Source organism: Cellulophaga omnivescoria, assembly GCF_027915275.1.
GTDB classification, from domain to species: Bacteria; Bacteroidota; Bacteroidia; order Flavobacteriales; family Flavobacteriaceae; genus Cellulophaga; species Cellulophaga omnivescoria.
The window spans coordinates 1,229,291-1,254,789 of record NZ_CP115819.1; the positions used below are offsets into that span (position 1 = coordinate 1,229,291).

Sequence of the window (25,499 nt, forward strand, 5' to 3'; positions counted from 1 at the left end):
ATTATTTTATGTACAATAGCTAAAAAAAACTATCTAAAAGTACTTTTACAAAAATAGCTCCGTTATAAGTTTTAACCAGTTTTAAGTGTATACTTAAAACAAATAACCTTAACCAAATTTATAACCTTATGGACGGAATTAGAGTACTCTTGCTAGTAGCAGGTGTTATTATTTTGCTTATCAATTTTTTTATTAACTCTGGAAACATTATTAAAATTGTTACCTATTGTTTTCAAACCAACTCTATTGCTAATTATTGGGACTTAATTTTTAAAAGTTGCTTTAGTGGTCGTGCTATTATTTCTTCAATAATTGGGCTAATTTTAGCCATCGTAATTTTTGTAATTATTGCGCCAATTATTTTAATTAGGAGTGCAATGGGCACAAAAAAAGTAAACAATTTGTTAGACGAGGGCTTGTTTTTTCAGTATCAAGATTTAAGCTTAGAAAAAGACAATCTTACTTTTAAAACCAACATTAACAACGAGCTATTTTTAAATGTTCCGGAAATTAGTGTAACGGGCAAACTTAGGGTAGATGCTATTATTGCTATTAGCGAAATAACAAAGCAGTGCGAAGCCAAAGGATTTAAATGCGAGTATAAGGTAATGCACAAACTACCATTAGAGAATAAAGCTGAAGCATTAGTGCCTCTATTTTTAACTGTAGACAGTCAAGAAATTCCTACCTATTTTATTTATACACCAACACACGTGCAGCAGTATAAAAAAATAAGAAACAAACTATATTCTGCTGGCTATAAAAAAACTATTTATTTTTCAACTATTCAATTTTAAAAACAACAACAAATGACAAAAAAAGTTCTTATTTGTATAGCATTAGGGCTATGTAGTAAACTAATATTAGCGCAGGATGTAAATTTATTTGTAAATGACATTAAAGAAGAACGACATTTAGATTCTGACAAAAGTTTTGTAGAATTAACCGCCTTAATTAAAGGTGTTAAAGTAGATGAATTTAACCAGGTAAAAATAAAGTCTATCACAAGCGCATCTGCAGATGATGGCAGTACTTTACAAAAAAAAGAAAGCTTTTTTGGAGATGATTATAGCAATAACAATGAATTAAAAATTAAACTTGAAGCCCCAACACGTAAAGCAATTAATTTAATAAATATTGAAGGCGTACTAAAATACTTTAGCCCTACAGAAGCTAATGGCGGAAAAGTTATTGTTAAAAACCCGCTTAATTACTATAACAAAAACTTATTAAGCAAAAAGTATAAAGATGTTAAGGTTACATTGGTAGACAAGGCGGCTTTAGATAAACTAAAAGAAAAAGATGAAAAAGAATACCAAAAAAAGCTAAAAGAACTTAAAGAATCTGGCGTAATTGCAGAAGGTATGGCAGAAACTGTTGATGCTTTTAAGCAGTTTTTTGAAGGTTTTGGTGGCTTTGGCGAAAAAAATGCGTTGTCTTTTTACGTAGAAGATCCTAAAGAAAAAATTGTAGATATATTTATTTACAATGAAGAAGGTAAAAAAATGAATTACGGAAGTAGTAGGTATGGAGCTCACAAACTTAGCATAAGCTTAAAGGAAGAAGCACAGCCAAACTGGACTATAGAAATTTTAATAGAAAGCGAGCAAGCTTTAAAAGAACACACATTTAAAATAGCAAGTGTTCTTTTACCATAAAATATAATTTAATACTAGGGTAGTTATAGTTACAGCTACTCTAGTATTGTTATCCAAATAACAGCATCATTACCAACCTCATCTACAACGGTAATTTTATGCACACCAGGTTTTGGCAAAATAGCTATTTCATGAAAGGTATCTGTTTGCTTTACAAACCTATCATCTACATACCAAAATACTTTTGTTTTAGATTTAGAGTGTGCTATTTTTAAAACCAGCTCATTGGTTTCGCCATCAAAGTTTTTTGGTAGAGTAATTTTTGCTCCACTTTTAGGATAAATAAACTCCATTACCCTTGCATTTTCAGTTTTACAGTCGTTTCTAAAATCTGGTAATGTTTTGTACGTAACGTTGGTTTTTTTATAGTAAAACTCTTGTATAGGAGGCAAAACAAACCAAGGCTTGGTTACCATATTCTCTAACAACTCACATGAAGTATTAACCTGAAACTGCTGCTTGGCATCTAAATGCACTAATTTATGGTAAGGGCAAGCCTCTACATAATTTTGTTTAGCAGGTATACTTATTTTTTTTATTGGGCAATTTGGTGTTGCTAAGTAACCGCTATTACTACATACATCTATTTCTGTAAACTCATCCAAAGGTTTTAAAAACCAACTTGTTTTAGGTAAAACATTAAAAACGTCAAATAAAATTGGTGCTGCACTGGTAACACCTGTTACATTTGGTCTACCTTCACCATCTGCATTACCAACCCAAACACCAACCACGTAATTTTTAGTTGCTCCAATTGCCCACGCATCTTTATTACCAAAACTAGTACCTGTTTTCCAAGCAATTGGTTTAGACGAGTCATAAAACTCCCAGGACTCCTGTCCTTCTGGTCGGTTTACCTCTTTCATTGCTTCAAAAGTAAGGTACATACTTGCTGCATCAAAAATTGTTTTTTCTGTAGATTTTTTTCCAAAATCTACAGTTTCGTTTGCTTTTAAAACTGGTTCTGCAAATTCATTTGTAAAATACTCGCTAGATGTTGTATTAAAATGGTTTACCGTAGATGCCATAGATGCATAAGTTTTACACAAGTCCCAAAGGCTACTTTCTGCACCTCCTAAAATTAATGTTAACCCGTAATGATCTGCAGATTTGTTAATACCTTTTAGATGAAACAGATTTAACTGGTCTCTAAATTTTTGCAATCCGTATGATTGTAACAACCTAACAGCTGGTATATTTAGTGATCTTGCTAATGCCTTTTTAGCCTCTACAGCGCCACTAAAGTCTTCATTAAAATTTTGAGGTGTGTACCCAGCAATTTGTGTAGGTATATCTGCAACCAACATATTGGGTAATAGCTCACCAGCATCTAACATTGCGGTATACAATAATGGTTTTATGGTACTGCCCGTACTGCGGTTTGCTTGTACCATATCTACATCTTTTTGATGACTTTTATCTGTTTTTGTGTTACCTACATACGCCAAAACTTTACGTGTATTAACGTCTAAAACTAGAACAGCTGCATTATAAACTTCATTCTGTTTTAAGTGTAAGTAGTGTTTTTGTACCAATGCATTTACACTTTCTTGTAAAGGAGCTTTTATACTACTTACAATACGCTCACCTTTATGTTTTTTGGATAAGTGCGTAACCAAATGTTGTGCATTTTGTGGTAATGCATACGGCTTTTGTGGCAACTCTTCTAGCAGGGCTAAATTGTAGGTAGTTTTATTTATAATGCCTTTATCTAAAAGTTTACGCAATAAAGTATTTCTTTTAACTAATAAACGCTGTTGGTTTTTACCTGGATATATTAAACTAGGTGCGTTTGGTAAAACAGCTAGTGTTGCAGTTTCTGCCCAAGATAGTTGATGCGATTTTAATCCAAAATAACGCCAAGATGCAACCTCTAAGCCCACAACGTTACCGCCATAAGGCGCATTACTAGCATACATTTTTAGTATTTCTTCTTTGCTATACCTAAATTCTAGGCGTGTTGCCCATATAAGCTCTATAAATTTTTCTGCATAAGACCTGCTTTTGCCTTTACGTGCTAAACGTATTACTTGTTGTGTTATGGTGCTACCACCACGTACTGTTTTACCTGCTTTTATATTTTGCCCAACAGCTTTAGCTATAGAAACAGGATTAAAACCAAAATGCTTGTAAAAGTGTGCATCTTCAAACTGTAGTAAACAATGCTCAAATTTTTTAGGTATACTATCTACTTTAGGAAAACGCCACTGACCATCGCTAGCAATTTGGGCTCCTAAAAGCATCCCTTCTTCACTTTCTACAACAGTAGCTGTTGGCACATTAAATAGTTGTTTTGGCAAGCAAAAATAATACGCAATAAGTAGTACTGTTACTACTATGCTTTTTTTAGGGTTGTTGCGTAAAAATTTACCAATTACCGTATTTTTAAGTTTGCTTACAAAACCCATATTAAAACTACATTTTACTATTTTTAGTCTATGTATTGTTTTTCTACAAAATAATTTACCAAAGCTTCTTTCATTAAAACACTTTGTTCACCTGCTTTTAATGTTGGCAACTCTTCTTTTATTTTATAATGTGGCCATCCGTCTTCATCAAACATTTCAAACTCATAATAACCATAAGGCTCTAGTAACCTACAAATGGCAATATGCATTAAATTTATTTTTTCGTCTTTTTTATATTTAGCGTGTGGTTTACCTAACTCTTGTATGCCTACCAAGTATATAATTGCATCTAGCTCTAGTGTATCACCATCTGCAAATTGGGCAGATAATTTTTCTACTAAAACATCCCATCTCTCTTTTAATTCGGTATCTCTTGACATTGTTATAGTTACAAAATTTATGTTGTTTTATTCTGTTTTTTAATAAGATGTAAAGGTACAAATCAATATCCTATATTTGTAAAAACACTTGAGAATGAATTTTTTAGACATTATACTTGGCATACTACTAATTTTTGGACTTTATAAAGGCATTAAAAACGGACTTTTAATAGAAATAGCCTCTTTAATTGCATTAGTTGCTGGTATATATGCTGCTATACATTTCTCTTACATTATTGGCAATTACCTTACTGAAAAATGGCAATGGGACCAAAGCACCATACACATTGCATCTTCCATCTTAACTTTTATTGTGGTGGTACTTATTATTAATTTAATTGGTAAACTGCTTACCAAAGTTGCTAAAGCTGTTATGCTTGGCACTTTAAATAGAATAGCTGGCGGCTTATTTGGCGCTCTAAAAGTTGCTGTTATTATAGGAGCACTTCTCTTATTTTTAGACCAAGCAAACAACAAACTACAAATTGTTAAGCAAGAAACCATAGAAAGCTCTACACTTTATACGCCTATAAAAACTATTGGCGAGTTAGTTTTTGCTTTTGTTTTAGAAGAAACACAAGAACACCCTACAGAAACCCTTTAAAAGCTACTTTTTTATGCATAAAAAGCGCCTAAGTAAACTTAGACGCCCTAAGTTTTGTTGGTTATAATTAATTTTTAGTGTAGGTATATGTTACCTCAGCTTCAACCAATTGATTATTTATGTCTCTAATATTTAACAGACTTTCTACAGAGAAAGCTGTTTCGTCATCATTTAAATTAATTTGCGAACTAAAAATTGTACACGCACTAGAAAAATTTAAAGTATTACCAGTAAATTGCCAAGTTCCTAAAATATCACTCTTTTGCTCACAATTTGCAGCTGTTAAACCTTGTTTAAACGTAAAACTTCTGTCCGTCATAAAATTGTATTCAGCATCATTTTGGCAATCTGTACTTTGTGCAAAAATATCTTTTATAGGGTTATCTTCTTCATCATCTGTTAAATCTACTGCTACACTAGATTCTACCGCCGTTAATACCCAAGTACCTTGCAACACACTTTCTACCGCTGTTAATTCTCCTGTATAATCTTCTGCGCAAACAAGATCATCATCTGAAGAACAATTCAAGAATAAAACACCAAGTAAACCAATACAAGCTAATTTAAATTTCATAATTCTAATTTTATAATTATTATATACTAATTAGAACCAAAAATTTAAAAAAGGTTGCGTAGAAGTTGTGTTTATTTTACAACCTCTACCCAACGTCCTTTTGTACGTACTAAGTAATCATTATCATACATAGCTTCTGCTTGCACACCAGGCAAATAATATGTTCCTAGGTATGATGCGTTTAATAAAACTCTAAAGCTTTTAGTTTCATTTTCTTTTAAGTCAAAATAAAAATTAGCTCTATCATCACGTAAATCTGTATAGGTTACATTATTTGCTGCAAAATTGCCAAAATCTGTAAAACGTGTATTTACAATTTCCCATCCACTAGGAAAAATTTCAGTTAATGCTACGTCTTCAATTTTACTATTGGTAGTATTTTTTAGTACAACCTCAGCAACAAAGTCTGTTCCTTGTTGTATTTGTGATGCATCTATAGAACTACCATTTCTAGATTTGTAGACAACATTTACACTTAAGTTATTCTGCACTGTTTTTTCTTCACCCACAGGCAACTTACCACTGTTAACCAAAGTTACATAAAGTGTATTATCCTCATTATTTTTTATTTGCAAAGAGTTACTTCCATTTTTAATAGAAAGTGCCCTGTTAGCCAATGTTTTACTTGTACTAACATTGTCTTTATTACCGTTAACTTTTAGTGTTGCATTTATACCTTTACCACCAACCATATCTGCAAATTTAGCCATTGCTAATAAGCTATATGCTGTACTTTGTGTACTCATATAGGTATTACTATTTAAAGCTTCTGCAATTTCTTTTGCCAACTGCTGAGACGCTTTTTTGTTTTCCATTATAGACATAGTTTCTAAAGCCATAGCCTTATTGCGCTCTACAGAACCATACGTTCCATAATTATGTTTAACATTGGTAAAATCTAAAGTAGCACTGTTCATTAACTTGGTAGCTACAGATTTTTGCCCAATAAGGGCATAAGCAGCTGCTAGTCTTAATTTAGATTGGTTAGAGAGGTCTTTTGTTTCTTGTAACCTGTTCATAGAGGCAACATCTGCGTTACCAGCTAATGCTAGTGTATATAAACGGTATGCTTGCGGTAATAAGGTGTATCTACCACTGGTTCTGTACTGTTTTGCTACATTCTTTTGATAAGTTATCCATTTAGATTTAAATCCTATTGGTAATGCATATCCTCTTTTTTCTGCTTCTAACATAAAATGTCCAGCATAGGTTGTTCCCCAATCGTTGGCACTACCTTGACCTGGCCAGTATGATAAACCTCCGTTAGATTTTTGGAAACCAGCTAAACGATTTATAGCCATTTCTACGTTTTTCTGCACTTCTTCTTTTTTCGATTTAGGCATATCAAAAATATCTGCTAAAAATAACTGAGGAAAAGCACCAGATGTAGTTTGCTCTACACAACCGTGTGGGTAACGAATTAAGTATTGCATTCTTCCGTTAAAATTCATTGGTGGTAATGTAGATAGTTCTATTGATGCCGTATTTGTACCAGCTACACCAAAAGTTTCTAAACTAATATTTTTACTACTGTTAGGATCTAATACATAATTGGTTGCCTCTGCAGTAACAGGATTAGGATTTACCACATCTATTGGAATCTCAAAAGATGCTTTTTCTCCATTACCAGAAGCCTCTACTATTACTTTACCAATACCTTTAAAGTCCGATACTTTAAGAACAAAATACGCCATTTTCTCGTCTGGAGTAGTAAACCTTAACGATTTGGTATTGCCAGCTTCAATAGTAAACGCCTTGTTATCCTTAATTTTTACTGTTACATTTTTAACCTTTTTCTCCATAGCAAAAACAGTAACTGGTAATATTACAGATTCTCCCGGAGTTATTTTACGTGGTAATGACGCTAAAATCATTAAGGGTTTACGCACTGGCGTTGTTTTTTCTTCACTACCATATGCTTCCTTATCTGCATCTGCAGCAACAACCATTGTTCTAACAGAACCTACGTACTTTGGTATTTTAATTTTATGGGCTTTAGTTTGTCCTTTTTCTAATTTAAAAGGGCCTAAATGTACCACCATAGGCTCAAACCTATTTGCTTTTTTGTTTTTAGCCCCAGCAAGTTCATCATCACCACCAATAGCAAATACCTGATTTATTCTGCCGCCAAAAGCACCAATAACATCATCATAAACATCCCAGGTTTTTACTCCTAATGCTTCATCCGCATAAAAAGTTCCCCAAGGGTTAGGTGTTTTAAACCTAGTTAAATCTAACAAACCTTCATCTACAATAGCAATAGTATACGTCATTGCTTTGCCTTCTTTTTCGCTTACTTTAACACTAATTGTTTCTTCTGGCCTAAGCACATCTGGCATTTCAATTTCTGGTTCTAATTTTGTTTCTTTATTTTCTACAGAGATTGGAATTACACCATACATACGTATTGGCAAATCGTTTTGCGTAGAGGCGTGTGGTTGTAATAAAGAAATATGAATAAACACATTTGGTGTAAATTCCTTTGTCATTGGTATTGTAAACTTAGTTTCTCCTTTTTGAGTTTCTACCCAAAGAGATTGTAACACTTCATTACCATTTTCTACGGTAACTAAAGCTCTTCCGTTTTCTGAGCTAGGAAAAGTAAATGTTGCTTTTTCTCCAACATTGTATTTTTCTTTATCAGACGAAAATAACAACATAGTAGCAGCAGACGGATCGTTCTTTTTAGACTTCCCTGCCCAGCCCGGCCAATCTATATAAACAGCTTTGCCTGTTGCGTGCCCGCCATTTTCATCTTCTACTCTAACTAAGTATCTTCCCCAGTCTGGGTATTTTAATTCAAATTCAAAATTTCCTTTTCCTTTAGAGTTTGTGCTAATTGTTGTTTCAAAAACCTTATTTCTGTAACCACTATTACCATAATGCGTTAAGTTATCTTCTGATGTCTCCCACCACCAACGCCACTGAATTTTATAAATGGCTACTTTTAGGTTTTTAACTGCCTTAGGTTTTCCGTTTTGATCTACAGAAACCACTTCAAAATTATGTTTAACATCTGTTAACAGCATTCCTTTAGACTTGTCTCCTTTTGGTACATTAAGACCAATGTACGTGTCATAAGGAGAATAATCTTTACTAAAAACATCTGTGCTAAAATCTCCGCCGTTTTCGTATACTTTAGTTACAAAAGATGCCTTTAACATACCCGGAGGGTTACTCTCTAATTGTGGATTGATAGAAAAATTAGCTTTACCTTCTGCATCTATTTTGCCATTATAAACCATTTGTTCTTCTGCAGAAAAACCTCTACTTGGATCATCAAAAATATAACCTGGATAATTTTTAAATTTGGTTTCTACTGCATTAAATTTAGCAGCAATATCTGTGTTTAAATTTTTTGCAATTGCACCGTGCAACCACTTAACTTCCATTGTGCCTTTTATAGGTTGTTTGCCATTAAGTATATCTTCTCCAAAATTGTTTTTAATTTTTAAACGATTCGGTTTTATGGTTTCAATTTTAATAGTTTTTGTAAACTGTGCTCCACCAACAGATACTTTTGCCAACCAGTCTCCCGTCATAGCGTCTTCATCTGTCTGTATAGGAAAACTATAAAAATTATTTACACCTACAGTTTTTACCTCTCTATGAACCACATCATTATATGGGTCTAACAATTCTAATTTTACAGGATGATTTGCTGGTAATTTATTTGCATTATCATTTAAAACAAAAGACAAGTGCAACATATCTCCTGGACGCCAAACACCACGTTCTCCAAAAATATAGCCCTTAATACCTTTTTGTAGCTTCACTCCTGAAACCTTAAACTTACTTACTGACAAGGCGTTACCATCATTAAGTTTTACATATGTTTTTTGGCCTTTAAATTCTGCTACTGCAAAAAATGCTAAATGCTTAGCATCATAAAAAGATACTCCTTCTGCATTTGTTGTTACCGTTCCTAACTCTTGTTGCTGGTAGTTATAAAAAGTAACTTTAGCACCTACTATTGGTTTGGCAGTTACAAGATCTGTAGTAGCTACAAAGTAATTTTTATTGACACCTTTTTTTACCGTTACTCCAATATCTGTTGCCAAAACATTAATTCCTACTTTTTTATTTACATAGTATGATGTGTGACAAGGATTTTCTCTTTCACTCCAGCTATAATCATTGTTGTAGTAACTTTCAGAATTATCCCAATAGCTACTTTCTGTTTCTTCATCAAAATCATCATTATTTTCCTCTTCATCAAAAGGACTAAAGTTTGTTCCATCACTACAAGTGTACAAACTATATTGTGGTTTAAAAGAAAACTCTACTCTGTAAATAGCACCCTTTTCTGGTGTTATTAAATTTGTTAAGTCTAATGCGTGTGCTTGCCATTTACCATTATTAACGGTAAGCTCATCTATTAGCTTTAGTTTTTTACTTGCAATTGGCCTTGCAACTCTACGTAATTGGTTGTTACCACCTAACTCTGTTACTTGTAAAAACTGAAGTACATTGTTTTCATAAATACGAAATACCTTAACATCTACAGCTTTTAAGTTTACGGCCTCAAAATTTACTTTTAAGTTGGTAGATGATGGCAAAATAACACCGTTAGACAACGCTCTAACCTGTGGTTTAATTTGCTCAAAAGCTATATGCTCTGTATATTTTTTCTTAAGTTTTACACCATCACCCCTTTTTATACCATCAAAAACCTCTAATAATAAGGATCCAGTATGGTTTTGTGAAGGGTACAAATAAAGCGTATTTCCCTTTATAGAAAATTTAGGGTTTGCATCATTCTCTAATACAACCAAACCTTTTAAATTTTGACCTTTTTTTAATGGGTCTGAAAAATTGATTTTTACGGCAGGACTTCCTGTTTGCCTTACATCTACATTTAATATTGAAAAATTATTTTTACCAGGAATTACAACTTCTATTTTTCCTTTTGTATCTATATCAAAAGAATTTCCATCATATACCAACTCTAATTTTTCATCTTCACTGTACCTCTTTATACTATCTAACTTAAGCTGAAACTGTGTTCCACTTTTTGGATTATTACCATATTTAAAAGGTAACTTTTTACCTTTATATGTAGCAGAAGTTAATTTTTTTACGGTTTCTAAGGTTAATATATCTGCAGATCTTAACTGTAAGTCTATGTATTGATATTCTTTAGAATATGCTTGCATAGGACTTAATGTTACACTAAACTCTTGTTTTATTGTGTTAACAGAAAAAGCAAACTCTTCTAATTCACCAGGAATATCTTTATAAATTTCTTTTAAGTTTACTAAAAACGTATACTCTGTATTTTGTTTAAATGCCTTAGACGGAGTAAAAACTAGAGTATTTTCATTTATTGCTTTTATTTTTCCTGATACACTAGGAGAAACATTTAAAACACTAGAACTTAAATCTTTTCCGTTTGCCCACTCTGCTACAGGCTTACTTAAAACAATTTTTACAGGTGCTTTAGTAGAAATAATGCCTTGTGTATAGCCAGATACGTATTCTGCATATTTTGCAGCAGACCCTTCATCTACAACAGTTGCTTTCTTTTTACATCCAAAAAAAAGGGCTAAACATAATACAAGAAAGATTGATTTGGTTTTCATAAAAAATTAGTTTTGGTAAAAGTACAGTTTAAAATACATAGAATACTCCCTGAAAACTGGGTAATATCTTGTTAAAAACAAATTCTTTAACAAGAACGTATTTATTTGTCCATTTGTTGTTACTTTTTATTTATATTAACCATAAATTAAACCAACCTAACTAAAACCTGTTTTACACTAACCATGTTAAAAAAGCTATATTACTTATTATTAGTGCTTTTACCTTTAATTATAACCAGTTGTACTAAAGACAACTTAGAAGAAGAAATTAGCACATTAAACAACGCAGAAATAGAAAATGACTTGTTTTTAAAAGTTAATGCACATAGAGAATCTTTAGGCTTGTTACCTCTAAAAAAGAGTGATATAGCTAAAAAATATGCTGCTACACATAGCAAATATATGGCTAATACTAATGATCTTGGTCACGCTAATTTTCAGGAAAGAGCAAAAGCTATATCAGAAGAAACTGGCGCCAATTACATTTCAGAAAACATAGCTAACAGCTACACAACCGCACAACAAACACTAAATAGTTGGTTGCAAAGTGAAGGACACAAGGCTAATTTAGAAGGAGATTACACCCACACAGGTATTAGCGTAATGCATAAACAAGACGGAGATTACTATTACACACAACTTTTTTACAAGTAAATTATCAATTACAAGTACAGTTAACACGTATAATTGTATTTAATCTATAAATATACTTTTTACCGTTTTTATTTCATCATACATAGTATTTAACACTAACACAATTACTTATACCTATATTTTTGCAACATCTAAATTTTAAATGAAGATTGATTGTTATGTATAAGATGAAATTTCCCCTAATTCCTCTTTTGCTTATATTTTTTATAAGCTGTAATAAAACTGATGGTGCAGATGAACTTTATGAAGAGGTTGCCGCAACCAAAATGGAAGCTGAATTATTTGCCTTAATTAATAACCACCGAACTAATATTGGCTTAAAAAAATTACAAATAAGTAACAACGCATATAGGTATGCAAAAGAGCATAATATTTATATGATAGAAATCAATTCTATTAACCATGATAATTTTATACAAAGAGCAGAAAGTTTATCATTAGAAACCAACGCTAGTTTGGTAGCAGAAAATGTAGCAAACCAATACAGTACAGCATCACAAATACTTAATGGATGGCTAAACAGCCCAAAGCATAGAGACAATATAGAAACAGATTTTGAATATACAGGATTGTGTATACTTACTAACAAACAAGGCGAACACTACGCCACCCAAATCTTATACAAATAACAAACGGATAAACTATTTTCTTTTCTTAAATTTGATAAGCATTTTGCGTAAATAAAGAAAAGAATTATGGCTATAAGAGCACCCTTTAATTTAAACAAATGGATTTCTGAAAACAGAGACACCTTAAAACCACCTGTTGGCAACAAAAATTTATATAAAGATGCAGGTGATTATATAGTTATGATTGTAGCAGGCCCAAACGCCAGAAAAGACTACCATTATAACGAAACAGAAGAACTTTTTTATCAGTTAGAAGGCACCATAGAAGTACATATACAAGAAGATGGCAAAAAGAAAACAATGCAATTGGGGCCTGGTGATATGTATTTACACCCAGCAAAAGTACCGCATTCTCCTGTTCGGCACAAAGACTCTATTGGCTTAGTTATAGAACGTAAAAGAAATAATCTTGGAGTAGACGATGGTCTACTTTGGTATTGTGATAATTGCAACCATAAACTTTACGAAGCTTATTTTACCCTTAACGATATAGAGAAAGACTTTTTAAGTCATTTTAAAATATTTTACGGTTCTAAAGAACATCGTACTTGTGATAATTGTGGCACTGTAATGCCTGTGGATAGTAGGTATACCGCAGATGAAGAATAATTTACCGAGCGTATAAACACCTATCATAAACCATTACCTAGTTTTGTTAAACAAAGCACATTTATTTGTAACTTTGTGTGAAACATAACAATTTTTAATATAAAAGTTATAAAAATGTCAAAAATAGCAACATCTTTTGGAATAGAAAGCGCCTTAAAAGAATTGGGCCTTAAAGATATTAATGAAGGAACTTCTACCGGCTCTAATAATTTCTCTAACGGAGACATTATAGAAAGTTATTCTCCAGTAGACGGTAAACTTATTGGTAAAGTAAAAGCTACCACAAAAGAAGATTACAATATTGTAATGAAAACTGCTACTTCTGCATTTAAAACATGGAGAACAATGCCAGCTCCACAACGAGGAGAAATTGTACGCCAGTTTGGAGAAAAATTAAGAGAAAAAAAAGAAGCGCTTGGAAAACTTGTTTCCTATGAAATGGGAAAAAGTTACCAGGAAGGCTTAGGGGAAGTACAGGAAATGATAGACATATGCGACTTTGCAGTTGGGTTGTCTAGACAATTACACGGACTAACAATGCACTCCGAGCGTCCAGGACATAGAATGTATGAGCAATACCACCCACTTGGCGTAGTTGGCATTATATCTGCGTTTAATTTTCCGGTTGCCGTTTGGGCTTGGAATACTGCCTTAGCTTGGATTTGTGGAGATGTTTGTGTGTGGAAACCTAGTGAAAAAACGCCTATGTGTGGTGTAGCTTGCCAAAATATTGCTGCAGAGGTTTTTGCTGCCAATAACTTGCCAGAAGGTATTTGCAACCTAATAAATGGCGACTATAAAGTTGGTGAAATGATGACAAAAGATACTCGCATTCCTTTAGTATCGGCTACAGGATCTACCAGAATGGGTAAAATTGTTGCTAAAGAAGTAGCTGGTCGTTTAGGAAAGTCTTTATTGGAGTTAGGAGGTAACAATGCAATTATAGTTACACCAGATGCAGATATAAAAATGACTGTTATTGGTGCCGTATTTGGTGCCGTAGGTACAGCAGGCCAACGTTGTACATCTACACGTAGATTAATTATACACGACTCTATTTACGATAAAGTAAAAGATGCAGTTGTAAGTGCTTACAAACAATTACGTATTGGTAACCCACTAGATGAAAACAATCACGTAGGACCAATTATAGATAAAGATGCAGTAAAAATGTATCAAGATGCTTTAGACAAAGTTGTTAAAGAAGGTGGCAACATTGTAGTAGAAGGCGGTGTTTTAGATGGAGAAGGTTATGAAAGTGGTTGTTATGTTAAACCAGCAATTGCAGAAGCCAAAAACTCTTTTGAGATTGTACAACATGAAACGTTTGCTCCTATTTTATACTTGTTAAAATATTCTGGCGGTGTAGAAAATGCCCTAGAAATGCAAAACGGTGTTGCACAAGGTTTGTCTTCTGCTATAATGACAAACAATTTACGCGAGGCAGAACACTTTTTATCTGTACAAGGATCTGATTGTGGTATAGCAAATGTAAACATAGGTACGTCTGGCGCAGAAATTGGTGGTGCATTTGGAGGTGAAAAAGAAACTGGCGGAGGACGTGAATCTGGTTCTGATGCTTGGAAAGTTTATATGAGAAGACAAACAAACACAATTAACTACACAACAGAACTACCTCTTGCTCAAGGGATTAAATTTAATTTATAACAGAAAAACATAAAAATATAAAGCCGCTGTTTACAAATGTATACAGCGGCTTTTTTGTACCTAAAATTTACACACAGCTAACTAACTAATAATAAAATGAAAAAAACCCAAATTCAATGCCGTACTTTACGGGAGAACAGGGTTTTTTTCCTACTATGATATTATAAAAGTAATATTAATATTTCTGGTTTTTTTACAGAATTATATATTCATAAGCAAACAATGTATATTTGGTAGGTTTTAGTACATAACTGGTAAGTGCAAACGCAAAAAGTAAAAAATTCATTAAAAAAAGTTTAAGAATGCGTATTTCTTTAACATTTTTAACATTTTAAATAATTTTTTTTTACATTGTAGCGTAAACACAAAAAAACCAGACCATTATGACAAAAAAACTAATGTATCTGCTAGGAATAATTATCACTATTCTAGTAGGAACTTACTTTTTTATTACGTGCTGTACTTGTTGCGGATTTGCAACTACAGATTCTAGTTCTGTAACGGAAACTAATAAAGAGGAACAAACACCAATTGAACCAAAAGCAACTGCTTATCCTTTTTCTTTAAAAGGAAATGGTTTTGAATTTGAAAACAATGATAATTTCAATTTTAAAACATCAGAATTTGCATACCAACAACCTTTATCAGAAAATGTAAATAAAGGTGTAGCTGCTGTACAACAGTATTTAGATAAAGACTCTAAAAACGCTGTTACCATTACAGGCTATTATACAGATAACGAAGAAAACAATTCTGCTTACCCTAACTTAGGCATAGCCAGAGCAAATACCATTAAAAATTATATTGTTGCTAGTGGTGTGCCATCTTCTAAATTAAATATTTCTGGACAATTAATGAATTCAATGGTACCTAAAGATAGTATTTACCTTGGTCCAGTGGCTTATGACGCTGTTATTGCAGAAGACAACACCGCAGAAATGGATGCTCTTTATTTAAAAATAAAATCTAATCCATTGGTTCTTCATTTTAAAACAGGACAAGCTTCTATAAATTTAACTACAGAACAAAGACAAAAAATAGCAGACATATCTATGTATTTGGACAAAGTAGAAGGTGCTATGTGTAATGTAGTTGGCCATACAGACAACACTGGCGATAGAACAACTAATATTGGTCTTGGATTAAAAAGAGCTGAATTTGCCAAAGAATACCTAGTAAACAACGGAATTTCTCCGTCTAAAATAAATACATCTTCTAAAGGCCCAGATGAGCCAATTGCAACCAATGATACAGAAGAAGGCAAAGCGCAAAATAGAAGAACAGTAATAACTTTAAAGTAAAACACATAAAACTAAATTAAACATGGAAAACACAAACATCTGGTGCTGGATTATACCTGCTTTAGTAGGCTTAATTTGTGCAATTCTGGGCTACTTACTAGGAAAAGGTAACAAAGAGGTAATAGATAACTCTGAAGATTTACAAATATGGAAAGACAAAAACAACAAATTAGCAACAGATAAGGATGAACTAGCAGCTAAAAATACACAACTAAAATCAGATTTAGACGCTTGTAAAGCACAAGCCAAAGAAGCAGCAAAAGCTGTTGTTACTCCTCCTGTAGCTGCAATGGCACCTACTCCTGTGCAAGAGACCGGTATTGCTTTTGATGCTGCTGCAGCCAAAGCTATATTTGGTAAAAAAGTAAAACAAGACGATTTAAAATTAGTAGAAGGAATTGGCCCTAAAATAGAAGGATTATTTCATTCTTTTGATATTAAAACTTGGAAAGCATTATCTGAAGCTACAGTAGCTAAGTGCCAAGAAGTTTTAAACTCTGGTGGAGAGCGTTATAGAATACACGACCCATCTTCATGGCCTATGCAAGCAAAAATGTGCTATGAAGGCAAATGGGCCGATTTGCAAAAATGGCAAAGTGAGCACAAACACGGTAAACTATAATTACATCAACAACCAAGCAAAAAACCCCAATTCCTTATAAGAATTGGGGTTTTGTTTTATGTATAAAAACAGTATTAAAGCATACCATTTGCTTGTACCCATTTAAAGTGATACTGGTCATCATCAATTTTCATACGGTCCGATATACGTTGTAATCTAGAAGGTAGTTTGGTTAAATAATCTCTCGCTTTTTCTGCAGAATCATTTAAACCTCTTAAATTTTCAATATCCCAATAACCATTAAGTTTACTAAGGATTTCTATATAATCTTGAGCTGTATACACACCTAACCTTTGTGCGCAATTACTAAAAGTTTCAAAAGCAGTACCTATGCTACCGCCAGACTCACGTAAAAAGTGCGCTGGCATAACAATTTTACGTTTCATCATATCTGCAAAAGCTAAAATCATTCCGTTAGGGTCCTGATCCATAATAACTTTTACAAACTCTCTATAGGCTAGGTGATGGCGCATTTCGTCACCCGCAATAATATTACACATTTTACCAAGTAAAGTGTTTCCTTTTTTCTTGGCCATTTGCCCAACTCTCTTATGAGAAATATTTGTAGCTAACTCCTGAAATGAAGTATATACAAAATTTTTATACGGATCTCTGTCTGTACCAATATCAAAACCATCTGCAATTAAATGCTGTGTTGTAATTTCTACCTCACGCATATTTACTCTTCCAGATAAGTACAAATATTTATTTAGCACATCACCGTGTCTGTTTTCTTCTGCGGTCCAGTTTCTAACCCATTTGGCCCATCCATTTTCCGGACCATCATGTTGGTCTACACCTTCCACATCCATTAACCAAGACTCATAGGTTGGCAATGCTTCTTCTGTTATAGTATCTGCAACTAGAGTAACCCAAAAATCATAGCCCAACTCTTTTGCTTCTTCTCTAATTTGTTCTACTTCGTTAAAAAAGTTATCGCTCTGAGAGTCTGGTAAAAAATCTGTTGGTTGCCATATTTTTTCAATAGGAACTAAGTAGCTATCTATAAAACCTTCTACTTTGCCCTCAATGGCTTTCATTACTTCTAATCTTATGTTGTGTGCAGACATATAATACAAGTTGTTTTCACAAAGGTCGACAATAATTTTTAATTCCTTCCTTTTTCTGTAGGATAAAAAGTAGTCACAGGATCACTTTGCCATACTTCTTTTGTATCTACATTTAACATAGATAAAGGTCCTTTAAAAGCAGCTCCAGTATCTATATTATATACATTTGCAGCATTTTGGGGGACTGTTTTTCCTATACGTGTGACTGGAGTATGCCCAATATAAATTTCGTTATATTTTAATAACCGCTTTGGGTATTTATTGTCTTCTTTTGGCAAAGTACGATCTACAGCTAAAGCAAGTTCCCAAAGAGTTCTATCCCAATAAAAATTTTTTTTAAAATACTCATAATCTACTCCCTTTAAATTGGTAAACCCTGCGTGCAGAAAAAGTCTATTTTCTTCATCTAAATAATAATTCTCTAAATTTTCTAAAAATGAAATATGCTCATTTTTAGTTTTACTATCTATACCCAAATATGAACTCTGTGTAGCCTGTCCGCCGTGTAAAACCCAGGTATCATTATGTTCGTCTGTTTTTAACCAGTTTAAGCAAAGCTCATCATGGTTACCCCTAATAAAAGTACAGTTGTGTGTTTTGTTTAGTGTTATTAAGTAGCTAATGGTCTCTACTGCCTCACTCCAACCATCTACATAATCTCCTAAAAAAATAAGATGATCACTAGTAGTAACCTCTGCTTTTTGTAACAATTGTTTTAATGCTTTTAAGCCAGAGTGTATGTCTCCTATTACTAATTTTCTCATTGGGTAAATAATATAAATAATGCAATTATTAGCACTACAAAAAGTACTAAAAAGAATATTTTCCAGAATGAATATGGTCTGGTACCACTAATTTTTCCTGTTTGTCCGTTTACGTAAAACCTATATTCTTTTCCATTATAATTATAGGCGCTTATATAAATTGGCAACAAAATATGCTTAAAAGTTTCATCTTTAAGTTTAATATCTGTGGAAGATATTTGCTGTGTATCTCCACCAATATCTCTACGAATCCAATTGTAGGCAATTTCTTTAGCTTTTTCAAAGGATTGATGGTGCCCATCTTTTAATGATATGGTGTATTTTTCCGTAACAAAACCAGCTAAAAAACCAGAGTTGTACGGTTTTAATTCCTTAAAATTCCAAAAAGCAACTTTGGCGGGTATTTCTCTTTGTTTCTTTTCAGATGCATTTATCAAAATATCATCTACAAAACCATTAACACTACCAGAAGCAGGATACCACCTTGTTCTGCGCTCTTGCCTTGTACTTGTTCCGTTTTTAGTTTTATATGTTCTGGTTACATAATAATACTCACCTCTTTTACCTATATAATCTGCAGTCATATTAGCATCAAAAGTCCAATGAGGCATATACAACCCACGAATACCCTCTGGGTCTAAAGCTGCTTTTTTTAGTTTATCTGGTGCAAACCAAATACCATTTACCCAATTTTTAAAAATGCTTCTTGCCTTTTTAGCATCTATTTGAAAAGGCACTACAGCACTTGGTAAAATCCAGCCTTCTTTTTCTACATCTTCTATAATTAGTGGCTCACTGCAATACACACAGTGTAAAGATTTGTAATTTTCTTCTATATGCTGATTTGCACCACAGTTTTTACAATGCAGTAAATCTATAGTTTCTGTATAAGCATTATCTCCAACAGCTTTTAAATAATGCTCTAGTTCTAGCTCTTCAAAACTACTTTTAGCTTGTTCTATAAACTCTTCATACCCGCAATACCCACAGCTTAATTGCTGTGAGCCGGGTTTGTATTTTAACTCTGCACCACAATTGGCACAAGATTTCTTTTGTTCAGATTGTTTTAATTCTTCCATAAAAATTACCCCTAACTAAAGGGTAAAACTTTTTTTAGGTTGATGAAGATTAGCGTATTATACCGTTGGTAAAGGAGGAGGTGTGTTACCACCTAAAAATACTTTTAATTCTTCTACATCTTGTAAAGCAGACCAATTTGCCATACCTTGTTTCCAAACTAATGAATCTTTATTAATGGTTCTATTGGCAAAAAGCTCTTTTAGCTTATCAAAAGTAACTGGGCCCATTTGCTGACCGTTAGCTGCGTAAAAGTACTGTACCTGGGTTGGCATTGGTGGCGGTACTGCTGCGCCTTGTGGTTGCACTGCTGGTTGTTGCTGCATCATTTGCGGGTTCATCATTCCGCCCATTTGCTGTGCCATTACAAAACCCATACCCATTCCCATACCTGCACCTGCTGTACCGCCATCATTTTTGGCTGCGGCCTCAATTGCTTTTGCTGTTTTAAATTGGGTTAATTTATTTAAGTCTAACTTGTCTAACCTACTGTACTCAAAAATTTCTTTTTTAAGCTCTTCTGGCATAGACACATTTTCTATGTAGAATTTTTCTAATAATATCCCTATGCGCCCAAACTCTGGCTGCATAACCTCTTGGCAAGTATCAGATAGTTCTGTTGTGTTAGCAGCATACAATTCTATTGGCAAATTAGCTTCACCAACAGTATCTGTAAAACGTGTAACTATTAAACTTTTAAGGTGCTCATTAACTTCGTAGTTTGTAAAATTACCATCTGTACCTACAACATCTACTACAAATTTACCTGCATCTTCTATTCTAAAACTATACGTACCAAATGCTCTAATTTCTGTTAACCCAAAGCGTGCGTCACTAAGCATAATTGGGTTTTTAGTTCCCCATTTTTCATCTGTAAATAAGCGTGTGTTTACAAAATAAACCTCTGCTTTAAACGGACTATTAAAACCATACTTCCAACCTTTTAATGTCGTTAAAATTGGTAAGTTTTGAGTGTTTAAAGTATATGTCCCGGGATTAAAAACATCTGCTAGTTGCCCTTCATTTACAAATACTGCAACTTGCCCTTCTCTAACAATTAGTTTTGCGTTATTTTTAATTTCGTTTTGGTAACGCTCAAAACGGTGCACAATAGTATCGTCAGTATTATCTAACCATTCTATTATATCTATAAATTCGTGACTTAATTTCTTTTTAATTTCATCAAATATTCCCATTGTGGTAGTGTTTTAATTTTACTGAAAAAAGATAGTGTTTTTAAGGCTATCATCAAACTAAAAAAGTTTAAAAAGCTATTAAATTTATCATGATAACTAGCTATACTTAATTATACTTTACTTTTCTTAATATCCTAAAAGCCTCTTTTAAAGACCTATACACATTTTTATTGTATTCTTTTACAAATGGTTTTACGCGTTCCATTTGTGTAATAGCTTCAGGAAAATCGTTTAAATAACAAATTAAATAAATATCTGGTAGCTGTTGTAAATCTGCATCTTCTTGCTTTGTTAATTTTTGTTTCTTTTCTAGTTTATCTACCAAAGCATTAGTAGCATTATAGGTATGGTATAATGACTTTTTGTTATATTGTGGAGGGTTAAATATTAAATTACTTTGTATAAAATACTTTCCGTTATCATTAAAGTTTAAAATTACTTTTTCAAACGGATAATACTTTTGTTGTTTGCCCAAACCTAATTGTACATACTCTGTGGTGGTAAATGAATCATCATTATAGGCTATAGTTATTTCATCTAAATTGGAGTAAAATAGTTTTACTTGCTCGTTAATTAGCTCTATATCTACCCTAGAATAATACGTTTTATCTTTTACTTTTTTTTGGTTTCCTGCCCAACAAACCACAAATTGCTCTTTAAAAACTTTATAATTACTTATTAAGTCTTTATGCCTATTATTTATAAAATCTATAACACCATCTAAAGTAAGTTCTATGTTATTTTTGGCGTGTTTTTCTATAGTTGCAACAGCATTAGAATTTAGATCTTTTAACTCTATACCATATGCTTTAGGCAAGCTTATACTACCCTCTCTAAAAAAAACAGAGCCACCATAATATTTCCAAATATTTTTACGTAGCGCACATACTTTACCGTTAGATTTTATGGTTACTAAACCTACAACTTTACCCTCTGGGAGCTGAGGAAATGGTATATTTTCATAAGAGATTAAAGGAGGGTTATCTAAATACGCATTTACTAGATTTTGTATTTTACTATCATCAAAAAAATCTACTCCAACTATTTTATTATCTTCATCTTCTACACCAATAACAATAAAGGAATTGTTATTAGGATTGCTATTTGCTAAAGCGCAAACGTGTTTTAAAAATTTTGCTTTTCCTTCTTTTTGACCAATATCTATAAAGCGCTTTTTGTCATAAAAACTATTCTCGTCATTATGAGCCAGAAGGTTTTTAACTAAAAGTCGCTTATTTATCATTTTAAAAAATGTTAGTTACAAAATAGAAAATCAGTTTTTATTAACAATTGTACTACTTGCTTGCGCTGTGCTCATAACTACTAAATCTGCAATATTTACGTGGTACGGTCTAGTAACCACAAAATGTATAATATCTGCTATATCTAAGGCTTGTAATGGCTTAAAACCTTGGTAAACTTTTGCTGCTTTTGCAGTATCTCCTTTAAATCTCACCTCACTAAACTCGGTCTCTACCATTCCTGGATTTACAGCACCAATTCTAATATTATACGGATTCAAATCTATACGCATGCCTTGGTTTATTGCATCTACAGCGTGCTTACTAGCACAATACACGTTGCCATTTGGGTATACCTCTTTACCAGCTGTAGAACCAATATTTATAATGTGCCCAGACTTTTTAGCTATCATATTAGGAATTACAGCTTTAGACACATACAATAACCCTTTAACATTAATATCTAGCATTGCGTCCCAATCGTCTAAATTACCATCTTGTATGGGCTCTAAACCGTGTGCATTACCCGCATTATTAATTAAAATATCTACATCTAAAAACTCTGGCGGCAAGCTATTAATTTGTTCTAAAACGGCTGTTTTATTGCGCACATCAAAATTTAATGTGTGCACGGCAACCTCTTTTTCTAACTCATTTTTAAGCATATCTAAACGCTCTTGCCTACGACCACATAGCACTAGGTCTATATTATTTTTAGCAAATATTTTAGCGGTTGCCATACCAATACCACTTGTAGCACCAGTTATTAAAGCAATTTTATTTTTATTCATTTTATATCTAATTTTTCTAAGGTACAGGATGCCCCTGACTAGCTTTTAACAACACAAACCAATCTTCTAATTCTAATTTAATATCTAGAGCCTTAAAAGATGCCGCTATACGTTCTGGAGTAGCAGTACCAACCACAGGAAAAACCATTGACGGATGCTTTAAAACCCAAGCCAACAATAACTGATCTTCTGTTGCATTGTACTTTTTAATTAATAAACTTAAAGCCTCTTTTATACGAGATGTTTGGTCATTTTTCTCTTTAAAATAAGACCCCAAAGAACTCCAAGCCATTGCCATTCTTTTATTAGTAATACAATCATCTAAAGTACCATCATACATCACGTTATTTTGTGTTAATGAAAACTCTACCTGATTACCAACAACAGGAACCGCAGTCTCTATCATTTTAATTTGAGAAGGTGTAAAGTTAGACACTCCAAAATCTATAATCTTCCCTTCTTTTTTTAATTGATAAATAGCCTCTGATATTTCTAGCGGATGCATTAAAGGACTAGGCCTATGCAACAATAAAAAATCTATATAATCTGTTTTTAAATTTTTTAAAGATTGATGAACAGAGCTTACAATATAATCTTTATTATACTGGTAATGCCCTATTTTATTGTCTCTGGCTTCACAAACGTGTTGTATTCCACATTTGGTAATAAGTTGCATATGTTCTCTAGACACTCCGCTATTAACAAAGGCCTTACCAAACATAGCCTCATTGGTATAGCCGCCATAAATATCTGCGTGGTCAAACGTAGTTATGCCTACACTTAAACAATGGTGTATTAGTTTGTCTATTTGTGTTGTAGATAAGTTTTTTCCCCAGTTTCCCCAGGTCATTGTTCCGGCAATAATTCTGGAATAATTTTGTGTTGCTTTCATAATAGTTGTGAAAATAAAAAAACAACTAAACTAACACTATATAAATAACATTTTTTTATAAATATTATACATTTAATTTGTCTTATTTTTATATAGATTATTTCCTACACCTAAACCCAAAAAAAATAAACATAAGTGACCAAAGAATAAACTCATAAACATTATTCTGTTTAATTAAACTTTTACAAAATGAAAAAAATACTACTTATATTATTTTTTCTATATTCTACCTCTAATTACACCCAAAACAAAGAAAAAATAAAGGAGGTTAAATTAATAAAGCAAACTACAGAATACAAAGAATGGGATTCCTCGTTACTAGCCTATACCCTTTTTGATTATAAAAAATTTGACCTTACACTATCAAAAGTTTTAAATAAAAGTAGTTATTATTATATTCTAAATGAATTAGGAGATAACAAGGTTGAAAAGAGCGATGCTTTTAGAAAAAAACTAGCTACTTACAACTTAAATTTATCTCCAGATGAGGTTTATAGTATATTTATAAAACCGATTACTCTTGAAGCTAAAGAAAAAATGAAATAATTTTCAACTTTTTAAGTACATTCAAAAAAACCTTCTTTTGGGTGCTAGCATCTGGTTTTCATAACACTATGTGAAAATTAAAAATAAATTCCTTAAATAGTTCATAATAATAGTAGCGTTATACAACATTTAACCTATTATTAACAGCAGAACCGTAAATAAATTAAGATTTTGCATCTTATTAAATACTTTTATATTTTGCAGAACAATTTTAATGGCTTATGGAAGAAAATACTACAGTAGATATTAGTGCGGTTAACGAGAAAATTGCTCAAGAAAGTGCTTTTATAGATCTACTAATGCTAGAGATGAACAAAGTAATTGTGGGTCAAAAGCATATGGTAGAACGTCTACTAATTGGATTACTAGGACGAGGACACATATTATTAGAAGGTGTACCTGGGCTAGCTAAAACATTAGCAATTAACACTTTATCTAAGGCAGTCCGCGGAGACTTTAGCAGAATACAATTTACACCAGATTTATTACCTGCAGATGTTGTAGGTACAATGATATACAATATTAAAGAGAATGATTTCTCTATTAAAAAAGGTCCAATATTTGCAAACTTTGTTTTGGCTGATGAAATTAACAGAGCCCCAGCAAAAGTTCAGTCGGCTTTGTTAGAAGCTATGCAAGAAAAACAAGTAACTATTGGAGACGAAACCTTTGTTTTAGAAAAACCTTTTTTAGTAATGGCTACTCAAAACCCTGTTGAGCAAGAAGGTACGTACCCACTACCAGAGGCACAAGTAGACCGTTTTATGTTAAAAACAGTAATAGACTATCCTAAAATTAATGAGGAGCAGTTAATTATGCGTCAAAACTTAAAAGGTTCTTATGATGAGGTTAAACCTGTGGTTACTGTACAGCAAATATTAAATGCACAAAAAGCTGTAAAAGAAGTATATATGGATGAAAAGATTGAAAAATACATCTTAGACATCATATTTGCCACACGTTACCCAGAAAAATACAATCTAGAAAATTTAAAACCACTTATAAGTTTTGGAGCGTCTCCTCGTGGTAGTATAAACTTAGCTACAGCAGCTAAATGTTATGCTTTTATTAAACGTAGAGGGTATGTTATTCCTGAAGATGTTAGAGCCGTTGTTCATGATGTGTTAAGACATAGAATTGGAATAACTTATGAGGCTGAAGCAGAAAACATTACTTCTGAAGAAATAATTAATAAGATTGTAAACGAAGTAGAAGTGCCTTAAATCAGTCGTC

The 25,499-nt window shown here is 32.7% G+C and carries 22 protein-coding genes; 11 read left to right on the forward strand and 11 right to left on the reverse strand.

The window, feature by feature from the left end:
• Positions 1–128 precede the first annotated feature (128 nt).
• Together PBN93_RS05500 and PBN93_RS05505 are read left to right on the forward strand one after the other, a co-directional pair.
• On the forward strand, positions 129–797 hold the full coding sequence (locus tag PBN93_RS05500; protein ID WP_077405066.1) for a hypothetical protein: 669 nt from the start codon (positions 129–131) through the stop codon (positions 795–797).
• A gap of 12 nt (positions 798–809) precedes the next feature.
• Complete coding sequence (locus tag PBN93_RS05505; RefSeq protein ID WP_271081631.1) at positions 810–1,658, forward strand: hypothetical protein; 849 nt, start codon at positions 810–812, stop codon at positions 1,656–1,658.
• 35 nt (positions 1,659–1,693) lie between these two features.
• Here PBN93_RS05505 and pbpC read toward each other — a convergent pair whose 3' ends face one another.
• Both pbpC and PBN93_RS05515 read right to left on the reverse strand, forming a co-directional pair.
• On the reverse strand, positions 1,694–4,066 hold the full coding sequence (gene pbpC / locus PBN93_RS05510) for a penicillin-binding protein 1C (protein WP_271081632.1): 2,373 nt from the start codon (positions 4,064–4,066) through the stop codon (positions 1,694–1,696).
• A gap of 23 nt (positions 4,067–4,089) precedes the next feature.
• Positions 4,090–4,446, reverse strand: a complete 357-nt coding sequence (locus tag PBN93_RS05515) for a hypothetical protein (protein ID WP_013620696.1) — start codon at positions 4,444–4,446, stop codon at positions 4,090–4,092.
• Positions 4,447–4,540: 94 nt separating this feature from the next.
• Between PBN93_RS05515 and PBN93_RS05520 the strand changes: the two genes are divergently transcribed.
• Entirely contained in the window at positions 4,541–5,050 is a 510-nt protein-coding gene (locus PBN93_RS05520; RefSeq protein ID WP_271081633.1) for a CvpA family protein, read from the forward strand.
• A gap of 67 nt (positions 5,051–5,117) precedes the next feature.
• Here the strand turns inward: PBN93_RS05520 and PBN93_RS05525 are convergent, their stop codons facing one another.
• Positions 5,118–5,624, reverse strand: coding sequence for a DUF5004 domain-containing protein (locus tag PBN93_RS05525; RefSeq protein ID WP_271081634.1), 507 nt, complete (start codon positions 5,622–5,624; stop codon positions 5,118–5,120).
• 71 nt (positions 5,625–5,695) lie between these two features.
• The gene (locus tag PBN93_RS05530) at positions 5,696–11,206 is read right to left on the reverse strand and encodes an alpha-2-macroglobulin family protein (RefSeq protein ID WP_271081635.1); all 5,511 of its coding nucleotides are present in this window, start codon (positions 11,204–11,206) and stop codon (positions 5,696–5,698) included.
• A gap of 183 nt (positions 11,207–11,389) precedes the next feature.
• Here PBN93_RS05530 and PBN93_RS05535 point away from each other — a divergent pair, with 183 nt between their 5' ends.
• The 6 genes from PBN93_RS05535 (at position 11,390) to PBN93_RS05560 (ending at position 16,689) form a co-directional block, all read left to right on the forward strand.
• A complete protein-coding gene (locus tag PBN93_RS05535) occupies positions 11,390–11,860 on the forward strand; it encodes a CAP domain-containing protein (protein ID WP_271081636.1) in 471 nt (156 codons plus the stop codon).
• 167 nt (positions 11,861–12,027) lie between these two features.
• Positions 12,028–12,489, forward strand: coding sequence for a CAP domain-containing protein (locus PBN93_RS05540; protein WP_271081637.1), 462 nt, complete (start codon positions 12,028–12,030; stop codon positions 12,487–12,489).
• Between the two features lie 66 nt (positions 12,490–12,555).
• A complete protein-coding gene (locus tag PBN93_RS05545) occupies positions 12,556–13,098 on the forward strand; it encodes a 3-hydroxyanthranilate 3,4-dioxygenase (protein WP_077405090.1) in 543 nt (180 codons plus the stop codon).
• A 114-nt stretch (positions 13,099–13,212) separates the two neighbouring features.
• Entirely contained in the window at positions 13,213–14,766 is a 1,554-nt protein-coding gene (gene amaB / locus PBN93_RS05550) for an L-piperidine-6-carboxylate dehydrogenase (protein ID WP_077405094.1), read from the forward strand.
• Between the two features lie 383 nt (positions 14,767–15,149).
• A complete protein-coding gene (locus tag PBN93_RS05555) occupies positions 15,150–16,067 on the forward strand; it encodes an OmpA family protein (RefSeq protein WP_077405097.1) in 918 nt (305 codons plus the stop codon).
• Between the two features lie 22 nt (positions 16,068–16,089).
• Positions 16,090–16,689: a hypothetical protein gene (locus PBN93_RS05560; protein WP_077405100.1), complete on the forward strand. Its 600-nt coding sequence runs from the start codon at positions 16,090–16,092 to the stop codon at positions 16,687–16,689.
• A 74-nt stretch (positions 16,690–16,763) separates the two neighbouring features.
• Here the strand turns inward: PBN93_RS05560 and PBN93_RS05565 are convergent, their stop codons facing one another.
• From PBN93_RS05565 to PBN93_RS05595, 7 genes are all read right to left on the reverse strand, one after another.
• Positions 16,764–17,759, reverse strand: coding sequence for an acyl-ACP desaturase (locus tag PBN93_RS05565; protein ID WP_077405103.1), 996 nt, complete (start codon positions 17,757–17,759; stop codon positions 16,764–16,766).
• A 38-nt stretch (positions 17,760–17,797) separates the two neighbouring features.
• On the reverse strand, positions 17,798–18,523 hold the full coding sequence (locus PBN93_RS05570) for a metallophosphoesterase family protein (RefSeq protein WP_077405106.1): 726 nt from the start codon (positions 18,521–18,523) through the stop codon (positions 17,798–17,800).
• Positions 18,520–19,602: a DNA helicase PriA gene (locus tag PBN93_RS05575; RefSeq protein ID WP_077405109.1), complete on the reverse strand. Its 1,083-nt coding sequence runs from the start codon at positions 19,600–19,602 to the stop codon at positions 18,520–18,522. The genes PBN93_RS05570 and PBN93_RS05575 overlap by 4 nt, the downstream gene beginning before the upstream one ends.
• A 57-nt stretch (positions 19,603–19,659) precedes the next feature.
• The gene (locus tag PBN93_RS05580) at positions 19,660–20,796 is read right to left on the reverse strand and encodes an SPFH domain-containing protein (RefSeq protein WP_077405112.1); all 1,137 of its coding nucleotides are present in this window, start codon (positions 20,794–20,796) and stop codon (positions 19,660–19,662) included.
• Positions 20,797–20,902: 106 nt separating this feature from the next.
• Positions 20,903–22,039, reverse strand: a complete 1,137-nt coding sequence (locus PBN93_RS05585) for an ATP-binding protein (protein ID WP_077405115.1) — start codon at positions 22,037–22,039, stop codon at positions 20,903–20,905.
• Positions 22,040–22,069: 30 nt separating this feature from the next.
• Positions 22,070–22,828: an SDR family NAD(P)-dependent oxidoreductase gene (locus PBN93_RS05590; RefSeq protein WP_077405118.1), complete on the reverse strand. Its 759-nt coding sequence runs from the start codon at positions 22,826–22,828 to the stop codon at positions 22,070–22,072.
• 16 nt (positions 22,829–22,844) lie between these two features.
• Positions 22,845–23,720, reverse strand: coding sequence for an aldo/keto reductase (locus PBN93_RS05595; protein WP_077405121.1), 876 nt, complete (start codon positions 23,718–23,720; stop codon positions 22,845–22,847).
• Between the two features lie 189 nt (positions 23,721–23,909).
• Between PBN93_RS05595 and PBN93_RS05600 the strand changes: the two genes are divergently transcribed.
• A complete protein-coding gene (locus tag PBN93_RS05600) occupies positions 23,910–24,266 on the forward strand; it encodes a hypothetical protein (RefSeq protein WP_077405124.1) in 357 nt (118 codons plus the stop codon).
• A 221-nt stretch (positions 24,267–24,487) separates the two neighbouring features.
• A complete protein-coding gene (locus PBN93_RS05605; RefSeq protein WP_077405127.1) occupies positions 24,488–25,489 on the forward strand; it encodes an AAA family ATPase in 1,002 nt (333 codons plus the stop codon).
• The last annotated feature ends 10 nt before the right edge of the window (positions 25,490–25,499 follow it).

Coding starts and splice junctions, on each gene's coding strand:
- PBN93_RS05530 (WP_271081635.1), bottom strand. CDS start 11,206: ATGAAAACCAAATCAATCTTTCTTGTATTATGTTTAGCCCTTTTTTTT.
- PBN93_RS05545 (WP_077405090.1), top strand. CDS start 12,556: ATGGCTATAAGAGCACCCTTTAATTTAAACAAATGGATTTCTGAAAAC.
- PBN93_RS05505 (WP_271081631.1), top strand. CDS start 810: ATGACAAAAAAAGTTCTTATTTGTATAGCATTAGGGCTATGTAGTAAA.
- PBN93_RS05555 (WP_077405097.1), top strand. CDS start 15,150: ATGACAAAAAAACTAATGTATCTGCTAGGAATAATTATCACTATTCTA.
- PBN93_RS05540 (WP_271081637.1), top strand. CDS start 12,028: ATGAAATTTCCCCTAATTCCTCTTTTGCTTATATTTTTTATAAGCTGT.
- PBN93_RS05590 (WP_077405118.1), bottom strand. CDS start 22,828: ATGAATAAAAATAAAATTGCTTTAATAACTGGTGCTACAAGTGGTATT.
- PBN93_RS05570 (WP_077405106.1), bottom strand. CDS start 18,523: ATGAGAAAATTAGTAATAGGAGACATACACTCTGGCTTAAAAGCATTA.
- PBN93_RS05595 (WP_077405121.1), bottom strand. CDS start 23,720: ATGAAAGCAACACAAAATTATTCCAGAATTATTGCCGGAACAATGACC.
- PBN93_RS05565 (WP_077405103.1), bottom strand. CDS start 17,759: ATGTCTGCACACAACATAAGATTAGAAGTAATGAAAGCCATTGAGGGC.
- PBN93_RS05515 (WP_013620696.1), bottom strand. CDS start 4,446: ATGTCAAGAGATACCGAATTAAAAGAGAGATGGGATGTTTTAGTAGAA.
- PBN93_RS05575 (WP_077405109.1), bottom strand. CDS start 19,602: ATGGAAGAATTAAAACAATCTGAACAAAAGAAATCTTGTGCCAATTGT.
- PBN93_RS05585 (WP_077405115.1), bottom strand. CDS start 22,039: ATGATAAATAAGCGACTTTTAGTTAAAAACCTTCTGGCTCATAATGAC.
- pbpC (WP_271081632.1), bottom strand. CDS start 4,066: ATGGGTTTTGTAAGCAAACTTAAAAATACGGTAATTGGTAAATTTTTA.
- PBN93_RS05605 (WP_077405127.1), top strand. CDS start 24,488: ATGGAAGAAAATACTACAGTAGATATTAGTGCGGTTAACGAGAAAATT.
- PBN93_RS05520 (WP_271081633.1), top strand. CDS start 4,541: ATGAATTTTTTAGACATTATACTTGGCATACTACTAATTTTTGGACTT.
- PBN93_RS05580 (WP_077405112.1), bottom strand. CDS start 20,796: ATGGGAATATTTGATGAAATTAAAAAGAAATTAAGTCACGAATTTATA.
- PBN93_RS05535 (WP_271081636.1), top strand. CDS start 11,390: ATGTTAAAAAAGCTATATTACTTATTATTAGTGCTTTTACCTTTAATT.
- PBN93_RS05525 (WP_271081634.1), bottom strand. CDS start 5,624: ATGAAATTTAAATTAGCTTGTATTGGTTTACTTGGTGTTTTATTCTTG.
- amaB (WP_077405094.1), top strand. CDS start 13,213: ATGTCAAAAATAGCAACATCTTTTGGAATAGAAAGCGCCTTAAAAGAA.
- PBN93_RS05560 (WP_077405100.1), top strand. CDS start 16,090: ATGGAAAACACAAACATCTGGTGCTGGATTATACCTGCTTTAGTAGGC.
- PBN93_RS05500 (WP_077405066.1), top strand. CDS start 129: ATGGACGGAATTAGAGTACTCTTGCTAGTAGCAGGTGTTATTATTTTG.
- PBN93_RS05600 (WP_077405124.1), top strand. CDS start 23,910: ATGAAAAAAATACTACTTATATTATTTTTTCTATATTCTACCTCTAAT.